Source organism: Pseudoalteromonas prydzensis, from assembly GCF_001661495.1.
GTDB classification, from domain to species: domain Bacteria; phylum Pseudomonadota; class Gammaproteobacteria; order Enterobacterales; family Alteromonadaceae; genus Pseudoalteromonas; species Pseudoalteromonas prydzensis.
Map to the genome: position 1 here is coordinate 295,411 of NZ_BDDT01000005.1, position 24,603 is coordinate 320,013.

Annotated in this window: 16 protein-coding genes and 1 rRNA gene; 8 read left to right on the forward strand and 9 right to left on the reverse strand. The window is 40.8% G+C overall.

Annotated features, from left to right (window positions below):
- Nucleotides 1-64: 64 nt before the first annotated feature.
- Complete coding sequence (gene ubiD / locus A7968_RS12200) at nucleotides 65-1,531, reverse strand: 4-hydroxy-3-polyprenylbenzoate decarboxylase (protein WP_064666855.1); 1,467 nt, start codon at nucleotides 1,529-1,531, stop codon at nucleotides 65-67.
- A gap of 165 nt (nucleotides 1,532-1,696) precedes the next feature.
- On the opposite strand from ubiD, the gene A7968_RS12205 reads away from it, so the two are divergent.
- Nucleotides 1,697-4,327 carry an EAL domain-containing protein gene (locus A7968_RS12205; RefSeq protein ID WP_064666856.1) on the forward strand — a complete coding sequence of 877 codons (2,631 nt, stop codon included), beginning with the start codon at nucleotides 1,697-1,699 and terminating at the stop codon, nucleotides 4,325-4,327.
- On the opposite strand, the gene A7968_RS12210 is transcribed toward A7968_RS12205, so the two are convergent.
- Entirely contained in the window at nucleotides 4,324-6,345 is a 2,022-nt protein-coding gene (locus tag A7968_RS12210) for a methyl-accepting chemotaxis protein (RefSeq protein WP_064666857.1), read from the reverse strand. The genes A7968_RS12205 and A7968_RS12210 overlap by 4 nt on opposite strands.
- Before the next feature lie 76 nt (nucleotides 6,346-6,421).
- The gene (locus tag A7968_RS12215) at nucleotides 6,422-6,706 is read right to left on the reverse strand and encodes an MliC family protein (protein ID WP_064666858.1); all 285 of its coding nucleotides are present in this window, start codon (nucleotides 6,704-6,706) and stop codon (nucleotides 6,422-6,424) included.
- A 121-nt stretch (nucleotides 6,707-6,827) separates the two neighbouring features.
- Here A7968_RS12215 and A7968_RS12220 point away from each other — a divergent pair, with 121 nt between their 5' ends.
- A complete protein-coding gene (locus tag A7968_RS12220) occupies nucleotides 6,828-7,748 on the forward strand; it encodes a DUF808 domain-containing protein (protein ID WP_064666859.1) in 921 nt (306 codons plus the stop codon).
- A gap of 49 nt (nucleotides 7,749-7,797) precedes the next feature.
- Here the strand turns inward: A7968_RS12220 and A7968_RS12225 are convergent, their stop codons facing one another.
- Complete coding sequence (locus A7968_RS12225; RefSeq protein WP_064666860.1) at nucleotides 7,798-9,087, reverse strand: hypothetical protein; 1,290 nt, start codon at nucleotides 9,085-9,087, stop codon at nucleotides 7,798-7,800.
- Between the two features lie 169 nt (nucleotides 9,088-9,256).
- Between A7968_RS12225 and A7968_RS12230 the strand changes: the two genes are divergently transcribed.
- Nucleotides 9,257-11,218 carry an alpha/beta hydrolase family protein gene (locus A7968_RS12230; protein ID WP_227008874.1) on the forward strand — a complete coding sequence of 654 codons (1,962 nt, stop codon included), beginning with the start codon at nucleotides 9,257-9,259 and terminating at the stop codon, nucleotides 11,216-11,218.
- Nucleotides 11,219-11,258: 40 nt separating this feature from the next.
- On the opposite strand, the gene A7968_RS12235 is transcribed toward A7968_RS12230, so the two are convergent.
- Both A7968_RS12235 and A7968_RS12240 read right to left on the reverse strand, forming a co-directional pair.
- On the reverse strand, nucleotides 11,259-12,197 hold the full coding sequence (locus tag A7968_RS12235) for a tetratricopeptide repeat protein (protein WP_064666861.1): 939 nt from the start codon (nucleotides 12,195-12,197) through the stop codon (nucleotides 11,259-11,261).
- A gap of 95 nt (nucleotides 12,198-12,292) precedes the next feature.
- Entirely contained in the window at nucleotides 12,293-13,696 is a 1,404-nt protein-coding gene (locus A7968_RS12240; RefSeq protein ID WP_064666862.1) for a M20/M25/M40 family metallo-hydrolase, read from the reverse strand.
- Between the two features lie 225 nt (nucleotides 13,697-13,921).
- On the opposite strand from A7968_RS12240, the gene dbpA reads away from it, so the two are divergent.
- Entirely contained in the window at nucleotides 13,922-15,310 is a 1,389-nt protein-coding gene (gene dbpA / locus A7968_RS12245) for an ATP-dependent RNA helicase DbpA (protein WP_064666863.1), read from the forward strand.
- Here dbpA and A7968_RS12250 read toward each other — a convergent pair.
- Entirely contained in the window at nucleotides 15,307-15,897 is a 591-nt protein-coding gene (locus tag A7968_RS12250; protein ID WP_064666864.1) for a DNA-J related domain-containing protein, read from the reverse strand. The genes dbpA and A7968_RS12250 overlap by 4 nt on opposite strands.
- 81 nt (nucleotides 15,898-15,978) lie before the next feature.
- On the opposite strand from A7968_RS12250, the gene A7968_RS12255 reads away from it, so the two are divergent.
- Nucleotides 15,979-18,798, forward strand: a complete 2,820-nt coding sequence (locus A7968_RS12255) for a tetratricopeptide repeat protein (RefSeq protein ID WP_064666865.1) — start codon at nucleotides 15,979-15,981, stop codon at nucleotides 18,796-18,798.
- Nucleotides 18,799-18,912: 114 nt separating this feature from the next.
- Here A7968_RS12255 and rho read toward each other — a convergent pair whose 3' ends face one another.
- Complete coding sequence (gene rho, locus A7968_RS12260; protein ID WP_064666866.1) at nucleotides 18,913-20,172, reverse strand: transcription termination factor Rho; 1,260 nt, start codon at nucleotides 20,170-20,172, stop codon at nucleotides 18,913-18,915.
- A gap of 180 nt (nucleotides 20,173-20,352) precedes the next feature.
- A complete protein-coding gene (gene trxA, locus A7968_RS12265; protein ID WP_029216246.1) occupies nucleotides 20,353-20,679 on the reverse strand; it encodes a thioredoxin TrxA in 327 nt (108 codons plus the stop codon).
- Nucleotides 20,680-20,769: 90 nt separating this feature from the next.
- On the opposite strand from trxA, the gene rhlB reads away from it, so the two are divergent.
- The 3 genes from rhlB to A7968_RS12280 form a co-directional block, all read left to right on the forward strand.
- Entirely contained in the window at nucleotides 20,770-22,047 is a 1,278-nt protein-coding gene (gene rhlB / locus A7968_RS12270; RefSeq protein ID WP_064666867.1) for an ATP-dependent RNA helicase RhlB, read from the forward strand.
- A 47-nt stretch (nucleotides 22,048-22,094) separates the two neighbouring features.
- Nucleotides 22,095-23,588, forward strand: coding sequence for a guanosine-5'-triphosphate,3'-diphosphate diphosphatase (gppA, locus tag A7968_RS12275; RefSeq protein ID WP_064666868.1), 1,494 nt, complete (start codon nucleotides 22,095-22,097; stop codon nucleotides 23,586-23,588).
- Between the two features lie 530 nt (nucleotides 23,589-24,118).
- Nucleotides 24,119-24,603: ribosomal RNA gene (locus tag A7968_RS12280) — 16S ribosomal RNA — on the forward strand; the annotation flags it as partial.

A 24,603-nucleotide genomic window follows, 5' to 3' on the forward strand; every position in this document is an offset into this window, starting at 1 on the left:
ACGCACTTTATTTGAGCAATAGTAGCATATCCGCAGGGTGAGTTTATAGCCTCTAACAGCGCTGTTAGAGAATATCTAAGCTTTGCCAAATTTCATCGACGCGATCTTTAGTGGCTTGATCCATAACGATAGGCTCACCCCATTCACGGGTAGTTTCGCCTGGCCATTTATTGGTTGCATCCATGCCCATTTTTGAACCTAAGCCTGATACAGGAGAGGCAAAATCAAGGTAATCAATTGGCGTGTTTTCAATTAAAGTGGTATCGCGAGCTGGATCCATTCGTGTGGTGATAGCCCAGATTACATCATTCCAATCGCGTGCGTTGACATCATCATCGCAAACAATGACAAATTTAGTGTACATAAATTGGCGTAAAAACGACCATACTCCCATCATCACCCGTTTTGCATGACCAGGATATTGCTTTTTCATAGTCACTACGGCCATGCGGTAAGAGCAACCTTCAGGCGGTAAGTAAAAATCGACAATTTCAGGGAACTGCTTTTGCAAAATTGGCACGAACACTTCGTTAAGTGCAACACCTAAAATAGCCGGTTCATCAGGCGGGCGACCAGTAAAGGTACTGTGATAGATAGGATCTTTACGATGTGTCATATGAGTGACGGTCATCACCGGGAAGTCATCTACTTCGTTATAATAACCAGTGTGGTCACCATATGGGCCTTCAGGTGCCATTTCGCCAGGCATAATATAGCCTTCTAACACTATTTCGGCACTGGCTGGTACTTGTAAGTCGTTTGATATGGATTTAACCACTTCAGTTTTGCTGCCGCGCAGCAAACCTGCAAAAGCATACTCGCTTAAGGTATCGGGCACGGGGGTAACGGCGCCTAAAATAGTTGCAGGATCGGCGCCTAATGCTACGGATACTGGATAAGGTTGGCCTGGGTTTTCTTTACACCACTCTTGAAAATCAAGTGCGCCACCACGGTGTGATAACCAGCGCATAATGATTTTATTTTTGCCAAGCAGTTGTTGGCGATAAATCCCAAGGTTTTGGCGCTTTTTATAAGGGCCTTTGGTGACAGTTAAACCCCATGTTATTAACGGCGCTACATCACCTGGCCAACAATGTTGGATAGGAAGCTTCGTTAAATCAACATCATCACCTTCAATAATAACTTGCTGGCACGGCGCTTTTTTAACTTCTTTGGCAGGCATATTTAATACTTGCTTAAAAACGGGGATTTGACCAAATGCTTCTTTTAAGCCCTTTGGTGGTTCCGGTTCTTTTAAAAATGCCAGTAATTTACCCACTTCACGTAGTTCGCTGACATCTTCTTTACCCATACCCATAGCGACACGTTCTGGGGTGCCAAATAAATTAGCCAATACCGGAATATCATAACCTTTCGGATTTTCAAACAGTAAAGCAGGGCCTTTAGCACGCAAGGTACGATCGGCAATCTCGGTCATTTCTAGATAAGGATCAACTTCTTGTTGAATACGTTTTAATTCACCTTTTTTTTCAAGTAAATCGATAAAATCGCGCAGATCTTTGTATTTCATTATGGGCCGCTTTAAAGCTTAAAAAGACTGCTGGTATTATACTTAAATAACCGAGGTAAGCGAATTTATGAGGTGTTTTATGGATTATTTCAAAGAGGGTTTTTATTACATTATTGAATGAGTAAGCTATAGTTTAGAGCAAATGTTTGAAGTGCGTTTTAAAGAATGGGTGGGCTTATCGTAAAAACATTTATTAAGGTTGTTATTGCATGCTCTGTAATTGCCCTTGCAAATCAAACCGCTGCTAAGCAGTCATTAGATCCTGCGATCAATATGTCGCTTTTTAATGAGCATAGTGCTGTGATGTTAGTGGTGGAGCCTCAAAGCGGTGAAATTAAATTTGCCAATAAGGCGGCGGCTGAATTTTATGGCTACAGCATTGCGCAGTTGCAAGCGATGCAGATCCAACAAATTAATATATTTACCGAGCAGCAAGTAGCGCTGGAGCGCCAAGCTGCACTGAGCAAAGGGCAAAACTACTTTGTTTTTAAACATCGTTTAGCAAATGGTGAAACCCGTACTGTTAGCGTTTATTCGGCCCCCTTTACGATTAATAATAAAGACTTCTTATTTTCTGTAATACATGATATTTCATCTCAACGCAGTCTTGAAAAAGCGCTTTGGCATTATCAAGAAAACCTCGAAGAATTGGTGGCCAGTCAAACCAATGAAATCGAAGAAAAACGCGCTGATCAATTGATGCTAGCATTGATATCGATTTCGTTACTTATGATATTGTTGGCTACGCTAATGGTGTTGACTACCCGGTTACGTATCGCTAAAAAGTCGGCCCAAAAAGATAGTGCAATGCTGAAAGCTATTTTTAATAGTATTGATGACCTGCTGATTTTTACTGACACTGAACATGTTGTAATTACAGCTAACACTATGGCTATTCAAAAGTTAGCTGCAGGAGAATCACTCAAGGGACGCAATATTTACTCATTTATTGAGTGTCCGAAAGGGGTGGTTGAGGTTGATAGTGAGTGTCAATTCCATGGCGTCAAAGAGGTATTCTGGGGAGACGCACGTGTAACCGCAGTAACGGATGAAACAAATAGCAAGGTAGGTGAGATACATTTAATCCGAGATATTACTATGCAGCTAAAAGCACGTCAGCAGCAGCGTCTTGCGAGTACGGTATTTTCGGCAACAAATGAAGGTATTTTAGTCTCTAATCGTGATAATAAAATTCAAGCTATAAACGAAGCATTCACGCAGATCACTGGTTATCAAGAGCAAGATATAATTGGTAAATCCCCCGCAATCTTAAACTCAGGTCGCCATAAGCCATCCTTTTTTAAATTACTATATCAACGTTTAAGCGAGGAAGGACACTGGGAAGGTGAGGTATGGAACCGTCGCAAAGATGGTAGCATTTACCCAAGCTGGCTAAATATTTCTGTGGTTTTTGACGAGGAAAAAGACATCGAGCTTTATGTAGCCTTATTTAATGATATTTCTCTACGTAAAGAGAATGAACAGGAAATGTGGTTACAAACTAATTTTGATAGTCTTACTGGTTTGGTAAATCGGTCTTATTACAATAATAAACTGGATCAAGAGATGATCCGTGCGAGTGCTGATAATAAGCGTTTGGCTATTTGTTTTATTGATTTAGATCGTTTTAAAAACGTTAATGATACTTTGGGGCATAATAGCGGTGACTTACTGTTACTTGAAGCCGCAAGAAGGCTTAAAGCATGCATGCGTAACTCTGATGTGGTCGCGCGGTTTGGTGGCGATGAATTTGCGTTGTTATTACCAGGCATTAATGCGTTGGCAGATATTGAGCGATTAGCTAAAAAAGCACTCAAGGCACTTAGCTCCTCTTTTCAAATCGCAGAGCAAGATGTATTTTTATCAGGCAGTATGGGGATCACTATTTTTCCTGATGATGGCATAGATCGTAAAATATTATTACGAAATGCAGACAGCGCTATGTATAAAGCAAAAGAGCAGGGGCGAAATTGTTTCGAGTTTTTTACTAGTGGTTTACACGAACAAGCAACCGCCCGCAGCAAGCTTGAAAATGCGCTTCATAAAGCCTTAAAAAATAATGAGTTTACTGTTTATTTTCAACCAATTGTTAGTCATGACAAAAAAACAGTAGGCTGCGAAGCCTTGTTAAGGTGGCATAGTGATGAATTGGGAGCAGTGTCTCCGGCCCAATTTATTCCGGTATGTGAAGAGTTGGGATTAATAATTCCAATAGGTGAGTGGGTGCTCAGAGAAGCATGCCGTGAGGCTGCTAGCTGGTGTCGCTGCTATGGGGATGGATTTTTTGTTACGGTTAACATGTCGAGCGTGCAGTTTATTCGTCAAGATATTGAAACGCTTGTAAAAACCGTTCTTCAGGAAAGCCAATTATTACCGCAGTGTTTAACACTTGAAATTACTGAAACGTTACTTGCAGATAATAGCTCAAATACTCTACAACAGCTGCAAGCACTGCGTGCTATTGGGGTTGGTTTGGCAATTGATGATTTTGGTACAGGTTACTCGTCGTTGAGTTATTTGAAGCGTTTTCCGTTAAGTAAATTAAAAATAGATCGAGAGTTTATTAAAGACTTGCCCGATGACCTTGAAGATTGTGCGATGGTGAGTGCAATAATTTCTATGGCAAGCAATCTACATCTAAAAGTGATTGCTGAAGGGGTTGAAACATCTGCACAGCGGGCTTTTTTAACAGCCTTAAATTGTGATTATATTCAAGGTTTTTTATACAGTAAGCCACTTCCCGCTGCGTTATTTGACCAATACATCAAAGCGTTTATTGCGCAGCAGCAAACTTAAAACTTAAACCTTTCAACCGCACTGGTAAGTGAGTGGGCGAGTTGGTTCACATCTTCACTTTGAGTTGCTAGGGTACTTGCCTGCTCGGCATTGCTTTGCGCTTGAACAGTCACTTGGGCCATGAGCTGTTTTATATCGTTACTGTTATCAAGCTGGTGATGTGATGAAGCCGCAATTTGTGTGCTCATTTGGTTAATTGTCACTAAGGTACTTTTTATTTTATCAACGGCTTGGTTTAGTTCGCTACTATTGGCAACACAGTCTTTTGCTTGTTGTTGGCCGTCATTGATCTCATGGTGGGCATTGCTTGCCTGTTGTTGTAGCGTTTGGATCATCGCGTGAATTTCACTGGTGGAGCTTTGTGTACGTGCTGCTAAAGAGCGCACTTCATCTGCGACAACAGCAAAGCCACGACCATTCTCACCCGCGCGGGCAGCTTCAATTGCAGCATTAAGGGCGAGTAAATTTGTCTGTTCAGCAATACTGCTAATTGTATCTACTATCGCACCAATTAATTGAGTGTGTTGCGTCAGTTCGTTGGTACTTTGTACTGCTTGATCAAGACGAGCCAGTAAAGCGGCAATACGTTGGCTGTTGCGATCTGCTATGTGATTTACATCATTGGCAAATTGCGAAGCGTTTGCAACTTCACTGGAAGTATTATCAGCTTGCTCACTTACGGCTTGGGAGTTGCTAAGCATGTTTTGAGCGAGTGTACTGGCTTGTGCAATGTGATCTAGCTGTTGCTGCGCGGCTTCAGTCATATGTTGGCCTTGCTCACTGGTTTGTATAGCTGATTGATCTAAGGTGTGAGCATTGTCACTGATTGCACTTAATAACGAACTTAAATCATCACTTAATTGGTTGATATTAGTTAACAGTAGACCAAATTCATCGTCGTTAATGGGTTTTGTGCGTTTCGATAGGTCACCGGAAGCGATGCGTGATAGCGCTTTATTAACCGCATTAAGCGGCTTTAGCATTGCGCGTGTAGTTAAAAAGCAGATCAGCGCAGCAAATGAAATGAGCACTAAAGTTATAATAATGGCAAGTGTTGAGCCTGTGTTGATGACCGATTGAGCATCCGCTTGTAAGGTGTTAAAGCGTTTATCGGCTAATTGGTTGAGCTCAATAATGAGTTGTTCAGTTAGTTGAAATTGCTGCTGAAATGCTGAAAAAGCTTGCTCAGCCTCAACTTTGCTGGTTAAAAGCCTTGTTTGCTGCTGATATAGCGTTGCTAATTGTTGATTGACTAAGTTGAGTTGCTCTTCTAGGCTGGCAAAATTGGTTTTATTTTCAAGCTCGCTGGCTTGTTGCTTTAGATAAGTAAAATTCGATTGAATATTATCGAGCAAAAACTGGGTATCTTGTTGATGGCTACTGAGGGTTTGTAAGTTATTTATATGGCTGATATTCTTAACGTTATTCCCTAAAGTGAACAATAGATCATCAATGCGAGTCGCGGTGCCAACAATCGCGGCTAATAATGTTTGTTGCTCAGCTGCTACTTCAATTAGTTCTAAATCAAGTAAGCCATTACTTAAATCTTTGAGGTTATTGGCGTAATCAGTGGCCAATGCAGTGACCTGAGCTGTAGCGGTTAGTCCTTGCTGTTTGGCGCTAAACATTGTTGCGCTGGTAGTATTAAACTGTTGATAGCGTTGTTCTATTTTTGATAGTAGCTGCTGCATTTGCGGTTTATCATTAAGCTGTGAGTTTAACTCTTTCAGCTTGTTGGCAAATAATACTTGGTTTTCAGCGGCGCTTTGCTGTTGCTGTTTTAAGCTGCTTTGCGTTGTTTGACTATAGGCAACAGCATTAAATTTGGTTATTGATAACAGTGATAAACGCAGCGCATTACTTTGCTGTTGTACGGGGACTGCTAAGGTTTCAATATCTGAAGTTGCATGATTAATCTTCCCGAGCGACCAGTAAAAAAAACCACTGCTGGCAAGCATTAAAAAACCGATTGTGGCAAAGGCAAAAATCAGTTTTGTTTTTATAGCAATAGCGCGCATAGCTAACTCGTAAATACTTAAGTATTTATGAGTGTAGCAGTATTTTTGTAAATTATAAGCGCTGCAAGCGGATGCTTTACTCTAAATTACAGTGATATTTGTTGCCATCGATGATTAACATAGCTTCATTGCCTTTGGTCCAAAAAAGCACATCATCATTGGTATATTTGGCACCAGAGGCGCTGATCTGTTGCGTTAATTGGTAGGTAACTTGATTGTAAGCTAATGATGCTGTCTCTTCAGTTTCGCTGGTTATAACCGCCGTTAGTTGACTATCGCAAGAATAAGATTGGCTGTTTTGTTGTTCAGTACATGCACTAAGACTCAGAACACCGAGTGCAATTAGTAAGCTTTTATACATAAATTGGTACCTTAGTAAGTGGGTTTATCGACTAGCATAGCAGATGAAAATTAACCGTTGGTGAAAGTGGCCGTTTAGGCTATGTTGATTAATATAAACATTTAAGTACAAAGGAAATTAAATGGCAGGTACAAATTTATTAACCTTGTTAGACGACATCACCACGTTATTAGATGATATTGCGACAATGAGTAAAGTTGCGACAAAAAAAACCGCTGGTGTTTTGGGCGATGATTTGGCGCTAAATGCCCAGCAAGTTACCGGAGTTAGTGCAGATCGTGAACTGCCAGTAGTATGGGCTGTGGCAAAAGGTTCGTTCCTCAATAAGGCTATTTTGGTTCCTGCCGCTTTATTGATCAGTGTATGGTTGCCTTGGCTGATTACGCCATTATTAATGATAGGTGGATTATTTCTGTGTTTTGAAGGCGCTGAAAAGCTGGTTGAAAAGTTTTTACCACACCCACAAAGCGACGTTATGACTGAAACTGAAAATTTAGACTTAGCGGAATACGAGAAACAAAAAGTGAAAGGGGCTATTCGAACCGACTTTATTTTATCGGCAGAAATCATAGTTATCACTCTAGGTACAGTGGCGGGGGCAAGTCTAGTAAATCAAGCGCTAGTTTTGAGTGTTATCGCAGTGATCATGACTATAGGCGTTTATGGGTTAGTGGCAGGGATTGTAAAACTCGATGATGCTGGTTTGTATCTACTCACTCAAGCTCAGCAAACAGGAAATCGATTTAAAGAATTATTAGGGAAAGGCTTACTCGCTGCGGCACCACGTTTAATGGCATTTTTAGCATTTGCAGGGACGGTAGCGATGTTCTTAGTCGGCGGTGGTATTTTAGTGCATGGCATAAGTGTACTGCATCATTTGCAAATATTGGTTACTAAATTTGCACTAATAAATTTAGGCACAGTGGGTGAAGTGCTTGCCCCGTTATTATTTGATGGCGTATTAGGAATATTGGCTGGTGCTTTAGTTGTGCTAATTCATCATGCCGTTGTGAGCATGAAAACAAAAAAGCCGGCAAATTAAATCTGCCGGCAATGGCTTAGCAAGGGAATGCTATGAAAGTCATTTATAATTAGTGATCGTGCTCTGCTGCCTCAGCAATACCTAACCAGGTTATTTTGCTCGGGGTAAAATCAAGTGTAAGAATTGTTTCGGCCGTTTGTTCATGAGTATCGACGCTTAGTACAGTTTGATTATTGGCATCACTAATAAATACAGTGTCATCGGCCGCAGATGCCGCTAGTGCATAGCTGCCTGCGGGGCTGTCGAGTACTTGAAAACGAGCACTGACTTGCCAATCATCCTCAGCATGCAGTATCGACAAAAACCCATCACTTTCCAGAACGTAAAACTCGCCTGTAATACTATCGAGCGCACTTGCTAATACGGTATTTTCGGTATTTTGCTGCCATGCAAGCTGTGTCATTTCAGCTGATTCTGGGTCGATGGTGTAAAAAAGCTTACTTTGTGCAATACCTAAAAAGAGCTCGCTGTGCTCGCTCCCTTTAATACTACCAATCCGTGCACCTTCGGCAAAACTATCGAGGTTAGCTACTTTAGTAGCGTTAAATGCACCATTGTGTTCTTCAATAACTAATACACCATCACCACAACCAAAGGCAATGTGATGATGGTTTTGTGCGCTGCCATGCAGTGCAGGGCAACCTAGCTCAAAACGCTGTTCTTGATGGAAGTGATCGCCATGAATATGCAGTTGTTCCACATAATTTGGCAGCACGCTAGTTACATCTTCACTGCGATAGGTGGTGATCACTGAGTCACCGCGAATTTGTGCCGTACCATGCATAGCATTAGCAAAACTATGTGTGGCCAGTGTTTCACCATTTGCGATTGATTCGTCAGTTAGAATCGCAAAGCTTGCAGCAATACCGGCATCTATATTGCCATCAAAAAATAGCGCTGCTTGCTGTTCACTGACATCAAAGTGAGTTGGTTTGTCATTTGTTAATGTAAAGCCTGAAAATGCAGGGGCTTGCTTATAATCATGCAGGTGATCACCATGATCTTCTTGATATAAACCGCCATCAATAAACTCTACGTAGTTATCATCGCGTTGTATCAATACTGCAAAACGATTGTTAGGACTTGCATATAAGCCGCTAACAATATTGGTAGTATTAAACATTTCAAGTAGTGCGTTAGTGTCAGTATCGAAAATTGATACGTTGGCAGCATCAGCGTGACTAATGGCTAAACGCCCTGTTGAAGTGATTTCGGTATGCTCATGGTCATCTGACTGTCCAGCATTTTTATCTACAAGATCATCAATTTCACTATTACAGGCACACAGTACAGCAACCATAGAGGCAATTAAGCTAGTTTTAAAGTTTGGTAACATCATTAACGGTCCAATGTTTTGTTATAATATATCGGTAATGTTATATTGTAACTAAATTAAAGTAAATAGTTACTCTTTGTTCTTTGCTTAAGTATTTAGATGGATATTTATGTAAATTTTTATTAGGTACAATTACTGTAATTATAAAAATACAAATTTAAAAGGATGTTGTATGAATAAAATAATGCAGTTTATTGTTGTTATTGCGTTGTTGGTTACTAGCTTCATAAGCGATGCAAATCAGTCAGGTCCTACAGTCGAGGACTTCAGCCGCAGCAGTGAATATAGCCAAGTTAAAATCTCCCCTAAAGGCAGCTACCTTGCAGTAATTATGCAACCTCAAGGTAAAAAGGTGTTGGTAATTTTAGATACTAAAAAATTCACAGTTCATCATGCTGTTAATTTTCAGGGGAATGCCCAAGTTGGCGCTTATCACTGGGTAAGTGATGAGCGTGTTGTGGTTGCAAAAGAATATTTGCGCGGTTGGCAAGATCACCCTGAATATTATGGTGAGTTATATGGCGTGAATGCCGATGGCTCGAAAGCTAAATATTTAGTTGGCTATCAGGGCGAAATGCAAACTGGTTCTCGTATCAAAAAAGCAACACCGCTTTATGGCACCTCTTATTTGCTAGATCCTTTGCTCCACGATGACGATAAAATGCTTATAGTGACTTATCCGTGGACATCAAGTAGTGAACCACACACTGTTGTTTATCAGGTTGATGTTTTTACAGGCAAGCGTCGTAAAGTGACTCGTTCACCGTCACGTATGGCCAACTTTTTGACCGATCATGAGGGAAATGTCAGAGTTGCGGTTTCCAGTGATGATTACATTAAGCCTACCATTCATACCCGTGAAAAATCAGGCGGCAATTGGCAAGCACTTAATTTAGGTGATTTGACGTACAGCGATGTGAGCTTACATGCGTTTGATAACAGTGGCGATGCTGTTTATGTTACAGCATCAGTAAGTGGTGAAGCGAAAGGCTTATATAAATTGAATTTAAAAACCAGAGTAATTGATTTAATTCATAAAGAAGAGGGCGTCTCACCAAAGCAAATATGGGTTGATGAAGCATCAAAAGAGTTATTTGCGATTGAAACCGAACTAGGTTATCCAACCTATGCTTTTATCGATGGGCAATCTGACAAGAGTATGCGTTTAAAAGCTTTGATCTCCGCTTTACCTGGTGAACAAGTACAGCTTGTAAGTAGTACTGAAGATGGCGATACAAATATTATTTTTGCTTCGAATGACCGAAACCCTGGGCAATATTATTTATTTGATGCCAAAAATAATAACTTACGATTTTTGTTTGCATCGCGTAGTTGGCTTGATGCAAAGCAAATGGCACAGACCAAGCCTGTGAGTTTTACCAGTCGAGACGGTTTAACTATTTATGGCTACTTAACACTGCCGAATAACACTTCAGAGAAAAACTTACCTTTAGTGGTTATGCCACACGGTGGTCCACACGGTCCTCGTGATTGGTGGGGATTTGACCCCGATGCACAGTTGCTTGCAAATCGCGGTATGGCTGTACTAAAAGTTAATTTTAGGGGCTCTGGTGGTTTTGGCCGTAACTTTGAGCATGCAGGTCATCAAAAGTGGGGGGCTGAAATCCAATTTGATATTATTGACGGTGTGAAGTATTTAATTGAGCAGGGCACGGTTAATAAAAACAATATCTGCATTATGGGAGCAAGTTTTGGCGGATACTCAGCGTTACAAAGTGCGATTTTAGAACCAGATATGTTTAAGTGTGCGATTGGGGTAGTTGGCGTTTACGATTTGCCTTTAATGTTTGAAGAAGGGGATGTTGCAGAGCGTGACAGTGGCCAACGTTATTTACAGAATGTATTGGGCACAGATGAAGCGCAATTAAAGGCTTTTTCGCCTAGCTATAATATTGATAAGTTAAAGGCTCCAGTGTTAATAGTGCACGGTGGCGAAGATAAGCGAGCACCGATTGAACAAGCTGAATCACTGATTGCAGCGCTTAAAAAAGCGAAACACCCATATATTTATGAACTACTTGAAGATGAAGGACACGGGTTTTATAAAGCAGAACACCGTACACGTTATTATCAACAAGTACTGGCATTTTTAGATCAACACTTAACTCTTTAGAAGTTTGGGTATATGGCAAGCCTTTAGCTTGCCATATTTATTAACAGGCGTGCTCTATGCAGAGCTCTTTGAGTTGTATTTTTGCTTTGTGGTTATTTTGCTCGGCAGCTTGTTGGTACCAATAAATAGCTTGGCTTAGGTCTTTTTCTACCCCTTCACCATCACGATACATTTGCGCTGTATTAAGCTGGCCCCACTGTGAGCCCTCTTTGCTGGCAAGTAAAAAGCTCTCAAAAGCATCTTCGAATAACCCATCCTTGTAATAGATGATGCCTTGCTGGTTATTTTTATTAAGCTTCACCCCTTCATATAAAGGTTTAGGGCGTGGTGGGAACATCACAAAGCCGCCATATAAGCTATATGCATAAGGGCGTAGTACATCATAAATGGTACCTTCATCATATAAACGCTGTACTTCGCTGCGCGGTAAAGTCATTTTTTTTGATGAAAAATAGCCTTTTTGTACCAATAAACTAGTACGCATAGCCATAGTTATGCCATTGTCGCGTTTATAGCGGTAATTGCTGATTTGAAAAGTAATAGTTTGGTCATCAAACTCGAGTACTTGAGCTACTTTGAGGTTCTCAGGGCGCAATGGTTCCTGAGAAAACTTATCTGCATGTACCAAGTAAGTATCAAATGCTTGCGGCTGGCTTAATATTGCTTGTTTGGTTTTTAGTTCATCAAGATGTTGTGTATAGAAGAAGATAACTAACCAGATAAGCAATAGAGAGCCTATAAAATATTTGATTAAAGAAAGTTTTTCTAACCATGGCAGTTGCATAATTGAAAGCGGCATACTGTGCTGACAATGATTACATTGGTATTGATAATGCCATGCCAGTGGCAGCATAGGGACAGTTGAAAAGCGCAAGAAACGGCTGTGATTTTGTAGGCGGTAGTCATTGTGATGACAGTGTGGACAGGTTTTGGTTTGGCTGAAAAACGACAATGAATCGCAGGTATTGAAAAGTAGCATTTGAGGCCCTCTGTCCCTTCCTTGTTTTACGTTAAATTAAAACAAGGAAGGTGAGATGCAAAGCACAAAACTGTAAGCAAGTATGTTTGGTTGGCTTATTTACTTGCTACAGGCTTTGCTTTAATAGTGGTTTTTGCATCTGCCGCCATAAAGGCAAATACAGCATACGCCGCCGTGTTTTGTTTCAGCTTCGCTGGATCTACTTTATCAAGCGTATCATCAGCAGTGTGATGGTAATCAAAGTAATCAGTGCCATTTTGATGCAGTTCAAAAATTGGTGCGCTGGTGGCATTTTTGAATGGAATTAAGTCAGGCCCGCCATTGGCGCTATTTTTACCAATGTATTCTACGTTAAGTGGCGCTAGTTGCTTGGCTATTGCACGTACTACTGGCAGTGAAGCTGCAGATACATTCGACTCAAAGCCATACACTACATCAGCACCAAAGTCAGATTCAGCCGCGGCAACAATTTTATCAAGCTCATTTGCATGCTGTTTAAAATAAGCTTTAGCACCCCATAAGCCAAGCTCTTCAGCGGCAAATAGCACCACCCGAATGCTACGTTTTGGGCGTTTTATTTCGCTAATATGCTTAGCTGCCGCCATTGTTAGCGCAACACCTGCACCGTCATCAAGTGCACCAGTGCCTAAATCCCAAGAATCTAAGTGACCGCCAATCAGCACATACTGCTCTGGATTTTGCGTGCCATTGAACTGACCAATCACGTTATAGCCAGTACCTTGACCACGATCTTCAGTTTGTACATTAATATTAACGGTAACATTTTTACCAAGTGCGATAAGGCGGGCTATTTGGTCAGCATCCGGATTGGCAATGGTTACGTTAGGGATTTTGGTTACGCCATCTTGGTAATGGCTGCCACCGGTATGCGCAAAACGGTGATGAGCCGTACTAACTGAGCGCATCATATAGCCAATCGCGCCTTTTTTAGCGGCTTCTACAGATCCTGTTGAACGTGCACGAACCGCAGGGCCATAACCGTTGCCATCGATATCACGATTCATACGGTAATTTATATAAGCAATTTTTCCCTTTAAGCTGTTTGCGGGAGCGGCAATCAACTCATCAAGGGTTTCAAATAATATAACTTCAGCAGTAATGCCGTCTTTTGGTGTACTGACACTATGCCCTAAAGCGGTTAAATGCAGTGGTTGCTCACTTGGCGTTAGGATTTTGCCGCTTTCATTAAAACGACGCCATTCTGGGAAGGTCGCTTCTTCAAGCCATACCTTATCAAAGCCAAGCTGTTTAAATTTAGCTTGGGCCCAGGCAACGGCTTTTTTATCATTTTCAGTGCCTGGTAAACGCGGGCCTATTTCAGTCGTAAGGGATTCTAGTAATTGGTAGCTTAAATCACTATTGCTAGCGTTATCTCTAAGCTCGGCAACTTGCTTAAGTTGTTTAGCGTTAAATTCAGGCTCTGCGGCGCTGGCTAAAAAGCTACTAGCAAGTAGTAACCCTGTGATGATTTTTTTCATTATTGACCTTGGCGGTATTTTCAAGTGTGCGCTATTAAAGCATTTAATACTGAGTAGCAAAAGCAGATGAGATAAAAACGCGAAGGCGGCTTTTCAACATTGCAGGTTTATTGATAATCTTGCCAGCTTAATGGTAGCAATTTGTATATTCTGCTATTATGCAGCATAACTAAGTCGGGCATCTGCAGCGGCTTTTCATGTTTACTTTTTGCACTGGAAATTACTTTGACCGCTACAGCTTTTTCATCTCTCGCTTTACCATCTGGGTTGGTAGATAACTTATCAACATTAGGTTATACCCAAATGACAGCCGTACAGGCGCAAAGTTTGCCGCCAGTTCTTGAAGGTAAAGACATTATTGCACAAGCCAAAACAGGCTCAGGTAAAACGGCAGCGTTTAGTTTAGGCGTGCTTGCTAAACTTAATGTGAAACGTTTTCGTATTCAATCATTAGTACTTTGTCCAACCCGTGAGCTTGCCGAGCAAGTTGCTGTAGAAATGCGTAAATTAGCGCGCGGCATTCACAATATTAAAATTTTAACCTTGTGTGGTGGCGTTTCAATTGGGCCGCAAATAGGTTCCCTTGAGCATGGCGCGCATATTATTGTTGGTACACCTGGGCGTGTAGATGACCATATTCGCAAAGGCACTTTGCGCTTAGATGATGTTGAAACTTTAGTGCTGGATGAAGCCGATCAGATGCTTGATATGGGCTTTCAAGATACTTTAGATGCGATTATCGATTGTATTCCCAAGCAGCGCCAAACGTTATTATTTAGCGCCACTTTTCCACGAGCAATCGAAGCGATTGCTAAACGGGTGTTAAGCAATCCTGTGATGGTGAAAGTGGAAGAAGAGCAAGAAAAGAGCACCATTAAGCAGTACTTCTATAAAATGGATAATAACAAGCAGCGCTTTAATACGTTAAAGTTGTTATTGCTTAAATTTCAGCCTGAAAGTTGCGTGGTGTTTTGTAATACCAAAGTTGAAACACAGCAGGTCTGTGATGATTTAGCCGATGAAGGCTTTAGTGCGGTATCATTGCATGGTGATTTGGAGCAACGTGATCGTGAACGCACACTTATTCACTTTGCCAATAAAAGTGCCTCAATCTTAGTGGCCACCGATGTTGCGGCACGCGGTTTAGATATTGATGATATGGACATGGTGATCAACTATCATCTTGCCCATGACCCGCAAACCCATGTGCACCGTATTGGTCGTACCGGTCGCGCGGGTAAAAAAGGTATCGCTTGTTCAATTTATGGTGATGCAGAGCAATTTAAAGTGGCGCAAATTGGTGACCATTACGAATGTGATTTCTTGCCTGAGCAATTACCGCCATTTAGCTTACTTGAAAAACCACCATATAAACCGCAAATGGTCACCTTGATGATTGATGCGGGTAAAAAGCAAAAAGTGCGTGCCGGTGATATTTTAGGCGCACTAACGGGCAAAGATGGCGTTGCAGGGCGTCAGGTTGGTAAAATTAACGTACTTGATAACGTAGCTTTTGTTGCTGTTGAACGTAATTCTTCAAAACCAGCACTACGCAAATTAACTGAAGGCAATATTAAAGGCCGTAAAATACGCGCTCGTCGCCTAACTCGTTAATTCTCGATTGTTGAGCAGCTTGCCTTAAGCTGCTCATATTCATTCTTTAGCTCTTTAAACTTTTCTGTATCGCCAGTTTCTTTATCTGGGTGGTACTGCATGGCCAGTTGTCGCCAGCGTTTCTGTATATCTTTCAAACTACATTGTTTCGCCAATTGCCAACGATGTAACAGCATGTCATAAGCTTTACGGTCCAGTGCTTGCTGTGGTTTTTTATGGCTTGCAAAACGTTGCCAGAAGTCATTAAGCAACTCTTCGATTTCATCACTGGTTGTTTCGTAATTTTGCCAATCTAGATAATAGTCTCGCAGCGGATCAAGCTGTTGCACTGAGTTATGGGGAGCCGTATCTGTCAGAGTTATTTGTAAGCTGGCGATAGCCAAGTGCTGAGCTGGTTGCAGTTGCTGCTGTAGTTGATACAGGGCATTCATGATTAAAAAATTACGTTTAAATAAATCACGCTCTGGTTGCACATCAAGCGTGCTGATAGAGCCTTGCTGTTGTAATTTCAATGCTAAAGTATGAACCATCCACGTCTCTTGCGTTAGAATAAGCTCAAAAATCTCATCTATCAGTGGGTTAAGCATTGTTTGCAGTCTAGTTATTAGTGTATCTTGGCTAAATTATCATAGCTTAACACTACTAACAAAATTCCAAGGAAAAAAATTATGCTAGGTCAGTTCAAGCGCCTACTATTTATTTGCTTTATTATTGTACTTGGCGTTTTTTCTCAATTTAGTAATGCTCAGCAGCAAGTAACGCTGTTGGAGCAATTTAAGCTTACTAATGAGTGGTCGGAAAAGCAGCAGCTAGCAAACCAACTACTTGCCACAGAACTTACAAACCAACAACAAATCGACATTTATGCTAGTTTAGCTGAGCGTGCGTTTGAACTAAGTAATTACCCCCAAGCATTGCATTATTACCAGTTATTAGAGCAAAGCAGTACATTTGAAAGGCAGCCTGAGTTACATTTTAGAGCAATTAAAATGCAAGGTGTAGTGCAGTATTTTCAAGGCTTATTGCAGCCAGCCATTATTAGTTATAACCGAGCCCTAAATTTGGCTGTGCGTTTAAAAAGCCCATTAAAGCAAGCTAACTTATTGAGTAATATTGGCTTGGCATATTTTAATATGCATAACATGGAGCTTGCGTTAGAGCATTACCAACAGGCAAAAACATTGTATGAAAACGACGGGAGTGAAAAAGACAAGGCGGATATTTTGCATAATATTGCTGGTGTCTACATTCGTTTATCACGTTATGATTCAGCACTCGAAATATATCGCCAAGTAATTGATGTATTTCAACAATTAGGTGATGAAGAGGGCGTTTCTCGTGCCCACGGTAATATGGCCGTTGCTTATGCAGAGTCAGGTCGAAACCAATTAGCGCTGCATTACTATCAATTGGCATTACGTTATTATCAAAGCGTTGATGATGCTTACCAGCTATCAGTACAGCATACCAATTTAGCGGGTATAAACTTAACAATAGGTGAGCTTGATGCTGCTTTGTACCATGCAAAAGCGGCTCAAAAATACGCTAAGCAAATTGATAATAAATCGTTACGATTAGCAGCCTTACAAGTTTTAGCTAAAGTGCAATTAGTGATGGGGGATATTGATACCGCCAAGCAGAATTTAGAGCAATCAATCGCACTGGCAAAAGAATATAAAGATGAGCTACGAGTCAAAGATGGCTTAGGTATTGAAGCGTTATTAAGTGCTGGAGCCGGTGATTACAAGCGAGCGATTCAGTTACATCAGCAGTTTATTGATTATCAGCGCGGTATAACGAGTGAAGAGGTTATGAAAGCGTTACGTACATTTCAGTCTCAGTTTCAATCGAGCCAGTTAAATCAGGAAATTAAACAGCTTAAACAAGAGCGAAGCTTACAAGAGCTAAAAATAGAAAAACGTTCACAATTGACTATTTTGTTATCAATTGTATTGGTGCTGGTGTTGATCTGTGCTGTTGCATTATATCGTCGTGCAGTTGAGAAAAATGCCAAAACTCAATTAGAACAAAAAGTTGCGCAGCGTACTCAAGAGTTACAATATGTGGCACAAGAATTACGTGCTGCGAATCAAGTGAAGAGCCAATTTTTGGCAAATATTAGTCATGAAATACGCACCCCGCTTACCGCTATATTGGGGCAAACAGATGACTTATTGAATGGTTTGTACGAGCCTCAGCAACTACAAGCTGAGTTGTTGGTTATTAAGAAACACAGTGATCATTTAAAAGGTCTGATCAATGATGTGCTCGATCTAAGTAAAATAGAAGCCAACCGCTTAGATTTAGATGTTAGCGAGTTTGACCTTGTGGTCATTGTTAACGATGTTTACGCTATGTCTAGTTTGCAGGCTAAAAATAAAGGATTAACGCTCTTATTAGAAAATAACTTAGGGCCAAGCTTTTGGACAAAGCTCGATTTGATCCGCGTTAAGCAAATTCTGATTAACTTACTAACGAATGCGATTAAATTCACTGAGAGCGGTATTGTCACTTTGTATATTGATCATACTGAGCAAGGTGTTTGCTTTAAAGTTGTTGATACTGGAATTGGTATGACGACAGCGCAAATAAAAAATATTTTTGAGTGTTTTCAACAAGGTGATAATACGATAAGTCGCAGGTTTGGAGGTTCAGGGCTGGGTTTAAGTCTCTCGCAACAATTAGCAATTATGATGGGGGGCTATATCAGTGTTGAAAGTGAGCTGGGTAAAGGTAGTGAATTTACTTTTAATGTGCCATGTAAACAATATCCGCCAGCAAAAGTTTCAAATGAAGATGAAATACCAGAAAATATAACCGGCCTTGTTGGACGAGTGTTGTTAGCAGAAGATCATCCAGACAATCGCAGGTTAATAGCACGCTTTTTAAAGTCGACTGGACTTGAAGTGATCACAGCGAATAATGGTGAACAAGCCGTAGAGCTTTGCCTTAGTGAGTTCCCCGATATTGTTTTATTGGATATACAAATGCCAGTTATGGATGGCCTGAGTGCATTTGAGTTATTGAAAAAGTGTGGCTTTACTAAACCAATCTTCGCGTTAACGGCTAATGCAATGAGCCATGAAATAGATGATTATTTAGCGATGGGATTCACAGGCTATTTAAGTAAGCCAATCGAAAAAGAAACCTTCTATCGCACACTTGCCTTGTATTTGGATAGCGCTATAGAGCTACCTTCAAGCAACCCAGATATTAGTGATTTAGTGGACAGTTTTATCGCCAGTTTTGATGACGAAATTAAGTCACTGACAGTGCATTTTGCAGCAAAGGACTTTATAGCGTTACAACAAGATAGCCATCGAATTCTTGGTGCAGCACAAATATTTACACTCACAAGTGTGGCAGATGCAGCGATGAACTTAGATAAGGCGTTATTAGCGAAAGATCAACCTGCAACTGATGCAGAGGTAGCTGCGTTGGTAGATGAATTAATCCAGCAATTATCAAAATCATCTGCTGTAGGGTAACTGTAACGCTTGATATTTGACATTAACTTGCCGCTTTTTTATAAAGCCTCAATAAGGAATTTTTGGCAAAAAAATGCCTGTATTAACAGGCATTTTAGAATTCTGTAAACGGAATTACTGACGTTTCATCGAATCAAAAAACTCATCATTGGTTTTGCTCATAGAGAGTTTATCAATTAAAAACTCCATCGCATCAATTTCAGACATTTCATGAACGATCTTACGTAAAATCCACATTTTTTGTAGCTCGTCTGGTTTCGTCAGCAATTCTTCACGACGTGTACCTGAGCGGTTAAAGTCAATAGCAGGGAATACACGCTTTTCAGCAATCTTACGATTTAAGTGTAATTCCATATTACCGGTACCTTTAAACTCTTCGTAGATTACTTCATCCATCTTAGAGCCAGTATCGATAAGCGCAGTCGCGATAATAGTTAAACTACCACCTTCTTCAACGTTACGTGCAGCACCAAAGAAACGCTTAGGTTTATGCAGGGCGTTCGCATCAACACCACCGGTAAGTACTTTACCAGATGAAGGAATTACCGTGTTGTATGCACGAGCTAAACGGGTGATTGAATCCAATAAGATGATGACATCTTTTTTGTGTTCAACCAGACGTTTGGCTTTTTCGATTACCATTTCAGCAACTTGTACGTGACGGCTCGCTGGCTCATCAAACGTTGATGCAATGACTTCACCTTTAACAAGGCGTTGCATTTCAGTTACTTCCTCTGGACGCTCATCAATAAGTAATACCATTAATGTTGCATCAGGGTGGTTATGAGTAATTGATTGCGCAATGTTTTGTAGTAGCATTGTTTTACCCGCTTTTGGCGGCGCTACTAATAAACCACGTTGGCCACGGCCAATTGGTGAGGCTAAATCAAGTACTCGAGCGGTAATATCTTCAGTGCTACCATTACCACGTTCCATACGTAAACGTTCATTTGCGTGTAGCGGGGTAAGGTTTTCAAAAAGGATTTTAGTGCGAGAGTTTTCAGGTTTATCAAAATTTACTTCGTTTACTTTTAGTAAGGCAAAGTAACGTTCGCCGTCTTTAGGTGGACGTATCAGACCCATTATAGAATCACCAGTACGCATACTAAAACGACGAATTTGGCTAGGTGATATATAAATGTCATCAGGACCCGCAAGGTAAGAGGCTTCTGATGATCTTAAGAAACCAAAACCATCCTGTAAGATTTCTAGTACACCACCGCCAAAAATGTTCTCTCCACTTTTGGCGTGGGCTTTAAGGATAGCAAAGATAATATCTTGCTTTCTTAAGCGGGCTACGTTTTCGAGCCCCATGGACTCAGCTAAGTCTACAAGTTCTTTGATCGACTTGTCTTTTAATTCGCGTAAATGCATATTGGTGGGTTCTTTATTACAGTTATCATGCTCATATAATCGATATTGATTAGTGAGAGAGGTTTGTTGGTAAACTAAGGATTAGTTGGCTTTATAAACTAGCAGGTCACTGGCTAGGCGTCCAGTCTTTATACAAAAAAAATGTAAAAAAGGGCAAAAAGCCCTTTTTTACATCTGTATTTAGATGTTGTTTTCTAAAAACTCAACTAGTTGAGTTTTAGAAAGTGCACCCACTTTAGTTGCTGCAACTTGGCCTTCTTTAAAAAGAAGTAGCGTAGGGATACCACGGATACCAAATTTAGGTGGTGTACCCGCATTTTGGTCGATGTTTAATTTACCGATAACAACACGGCCATCAAACTCGTCTGCTACTTCATTAAGAATAGGTGCGATCATTTTACATGGTCCGCACCATTCAGCCCAAAAATCAACTAAAACAGGCTTGTCTGATTGTAATACGTCAGCTTCAAAGCCATCGTCAGTTAATTGAATAATTTTCTCGCTCATTGCGCTCTCCGATAAGTTAGGCGAATTATTTAATGCGTATTTAAACACTCTTGTTTCTTATTGCAAGTTTAAACGTTATGCTTAAACGCTATGACTAAGACACATTTGACCGATAAAAAGTTTTCAGACTTTGCTATTGCACCGGAAGTGGTTGCCGGGTTAACCGAAAGTGGGTTTGAATATTGCACACCCATACAAGCTAAATGCCTACCTTTTATTTGTGATGGCCGCGATATTGCGGGCCAAGCACAAACAGGTACAGGCAAAACGTTGGCGTTTTTAACCGCCACGTGCCATCGGTTATTACAATCTAGCAAAGCACCTAGTAAACATCCAAGAGCCCTGATCATGGCCCCTACTCGGGAGCTTGCGATTCAGATCCACAAAGATGCAAAAATTTTAGCGCCACACTGTAATCTTAACTTAGGTTTAGTATATGGTGGCGAAGATTACGAAAAACAACGTGCTCAGTTAGAAAAAGGCGTTGATATTTTAATTGGCACCACAGGTCGCTTAATCGATTTATATAAACAAGGGTGTTATACCCTCAATGAAATCGAAGTAGTGGTCCTTGATGAAGCCGATCGTATGTTTGATTTAGGTTTTATTAAAGATATTCGTTATATGTTCCGTCGCATGCCGGATACATCGCAACGTCTTAACTTATTATTCTCTGCGACACTATCGTATCGTGTACAAGAATTGGCGTTTGAACATATGACAAACCCAGAGCATGTACAAATTGAACCAGATGTAAAAACTGGTAAGCGTATTGAAGAAGAGTTATTCCATCCTTCGCAAGAAGATAAAGTTAAGCTGTTATTAACCTTGATTGAAGAAGAATGGCCTGAGAAAGCAATTGTATTCGCAAATACTAAACATAGCTGCGAAACCGTCTATGCATGGTTAAAAGCGGATGGTCATCGTGTTGGTATGCTAACCGGCGATGTCAATCAGAAAAAGCGCCAATCAATTCTAGCGCAATTCACTAAAGGAGATTTAGACTTCTTGGTGGCAACCGATGTTGCGGCACGTGGTTTACACATTCCAGAAGTAAGTCATGTATTTAACTTCGATTTACCAGATGATTGCGAAGATTATGTTCACCGTATCGGCCGTACTGGTCGTGCAGGCGCATCAGGTAAAGCAATTAGTTTTGCATGTGAGCAGTATGCGTATAATCTTCATGAAATTGAAGAATACATAGAGCACAGTATTCCTTTATCGCATTATGATAAAAGTGCATTGCTTGATGATGTAACTAAGCCTACTATTCAAAGAAAACGTAATTATTCAACAGGCCCACGTAGTCGTAGTAATAACAACGGACGTAGACCAAACAATAGTTACCAAAAAGCACGGTCGTAATTGCGACCGTCGTTATAGTCGTAGTAGTAACTAGAGGTTTTTGAACGGTGGGGCAACTTAAACCGCAAAAAAATGTTTATGCAGTAATTGATTTAGGATCTAACAGTTTTCATATGTTGATTGCTAAATCAATTGCTGGCGGCTTGCAAACGATAGGCCGCGTTAAACGTAAAGTCAGATTAGCCGCAGGGCTAAATGAAGATAACCTATTGAGCAAACAAGCGATGGAACGAGGCTGGGAATGTCTCGCGTTATTTGCTGAACGCCTTCAAGATATTCCAAAACAGAACATCACAATTGTTGCCACCGCTACTTTGCGCTTAGCAACCAATGCTGATGAATTTAAAATCAAAGCCGAACAAATCCTCGCCCATAAAATTAATGTTATTAGTGGTGAGCTAGAAGCACGCACCATCTATAAAGGCGTAGCGCACACTTCCTCGTGTAGTGGCCGTCAATTGGTTATTGATATTGGCGGTGCCAGTACCGAAGTGGTAATTGGTAAAGGTTTTGACGCACTGCATTATAAAAGCCTCAATATTGGCTGTGTCACTTTCCTTGAGCGTTACTTCAAAGATTGCAAGCTTAATGAAGCAAACTTCAATGCTGCAATTAAAGCGGCAAGAGTTGTTATTGACGATATCGCACCAAGCTATAAAGTGGCAGGTTGGGAAATTGCATCAGGTGCATCAGGTACTGTGCAAGCGATTCAAGAAATTATGGTCGCACAATCACTCGATGACACATTAAGTCTAGATAAGCTTAATGAAATTAAAAAACAGTCAATAGCCTACAACACAATTGCTGAATTAGACCTACCAGGCTTAAGTGAAGAGCGCCGTCTAGTTTTTGTTTCAGGGTTAGCGATTCTAATTGCACTATTTGAAGCACTTGAGATTGATAAGATGGGTTTAGCCGGTGGGGCACTTCGTGAAGGTGTGCTCTACAGTATGATCCCTGAGTTTCATAATCACGATATTCGCAAGCGTACAGTCGATGGCTTAATGAGTCGTTATCATGTTGATCAAAAGCAAGCGAATCGAGTTGCAGAGCTTAGCATCCAGCTTGCTGCCCAAGTTAGTGAGCAGTGGTTATTGCTCGATAATAATGGCTTGCCTTTACTTAAAGCCATTGCACAGTTACATGAAATTGGTTTGTTAATTGAATATAAGCAGTACCAAAAACACACCGCCTATATTCTTGAAAATACCGATATGCCAGGTTTTTCACAATCTGAGCATAAAATTATTGCAGCGGCCGCTAACGCACACCGTTCTGATCTGCAAAAGAATGTATTTGAGCATTTAGGCTGTCATGCACAATTAACACAATATCTAACACGCTTGATTAGGATCGCTGTGATCTTATCAATGCGTCGCCAAGATGACGTATTACCAAAACTAACCTTAACTGTTCATAATGAAGCTTTAACACTCATATTTGAAAATGATTGGTTAAAATCACATCCATTAATGGCAAGTGAGCTCCAGCAAGAGTGTAAACAGCAAGCAAAAGCGGGCTGGAAGTTTATAGTTAAATAATAAAAGGGCTGTAATAGCCTTTTTATTGTATTAAAAAACACCGTTGTGTAGTAATTTTGTGCGAACAGTCAATAAAATCAAAAAAGATCAAAAAAACAGTTGATCTGTTTTTGGATCTCCCTATAATGCGACCCCACTGAGACGGCAAACAGCAACGCTTAGCGAGGCACTAGCTACTCACAGAGTTAAATAAAACTTCAGTTTTAAACCATCGAAAGAAAATTTAAAATTAAGTGTTGACTCGAAAAAATAAGGATGTATTATACGCATCCCTAGCGACAACGTCGCAACGTTCTTTAACAATATAAAGCAATCATCTGTGTGGGCACTCGTACAGATTGAGTTCTAACAGCAGATTCTAGTTCGCTAGATGACGCAAAAAATTTAGAGTCTCAATGTGTTTTCTCGAAAGAGAAACTGAGTGACCAACAGAATAGTTATTTTAATAATTATTCAGCACAGTCAATTCAATATCGAAAGATATTAAATAAATTCAGAATTCATTGAGCTGTCGAAAGACAAAAAACTTTTAATTGAAGAGTTTGATCATGGCTCAGATTGAACGCTGGCGGCAGGCCTAACACATGCAAGTCGAGCGGTAACAGAGAGTAGCTTGCTACTTTGCTGACGAGCGGCGGACGGGTGAGTAATGCTTGGGAATATGCCTTTTGGTGGGGGACAACAGTTGGAAACGACTGCTAATACCGCATGATGTCTACGGACCAAAGTGGGGGACCTTCGGGCCTCACGCCAAGAGATTAGCCCAAGTGGGATTAGCTAGTTGGTAAGGTAATGGCTTACCAAGGCAACGATCCCTAGCTGGTTTGAGAGGATGATCAGCCACACTGGGACTGAGACACGGCCCAGACTCCTACGGGAGGCAGCAGTGGGGAATATTGCACAATGGGCGCAAGCCTGATGCAGCCATGCCGCGTGTGTGAAGAAGGCCTTCGGGTTGTAAAGCACTTTCAGTAAGGAGGAAAGGTTAAGTTTTAATAGAGCTTAGCTGTGACGT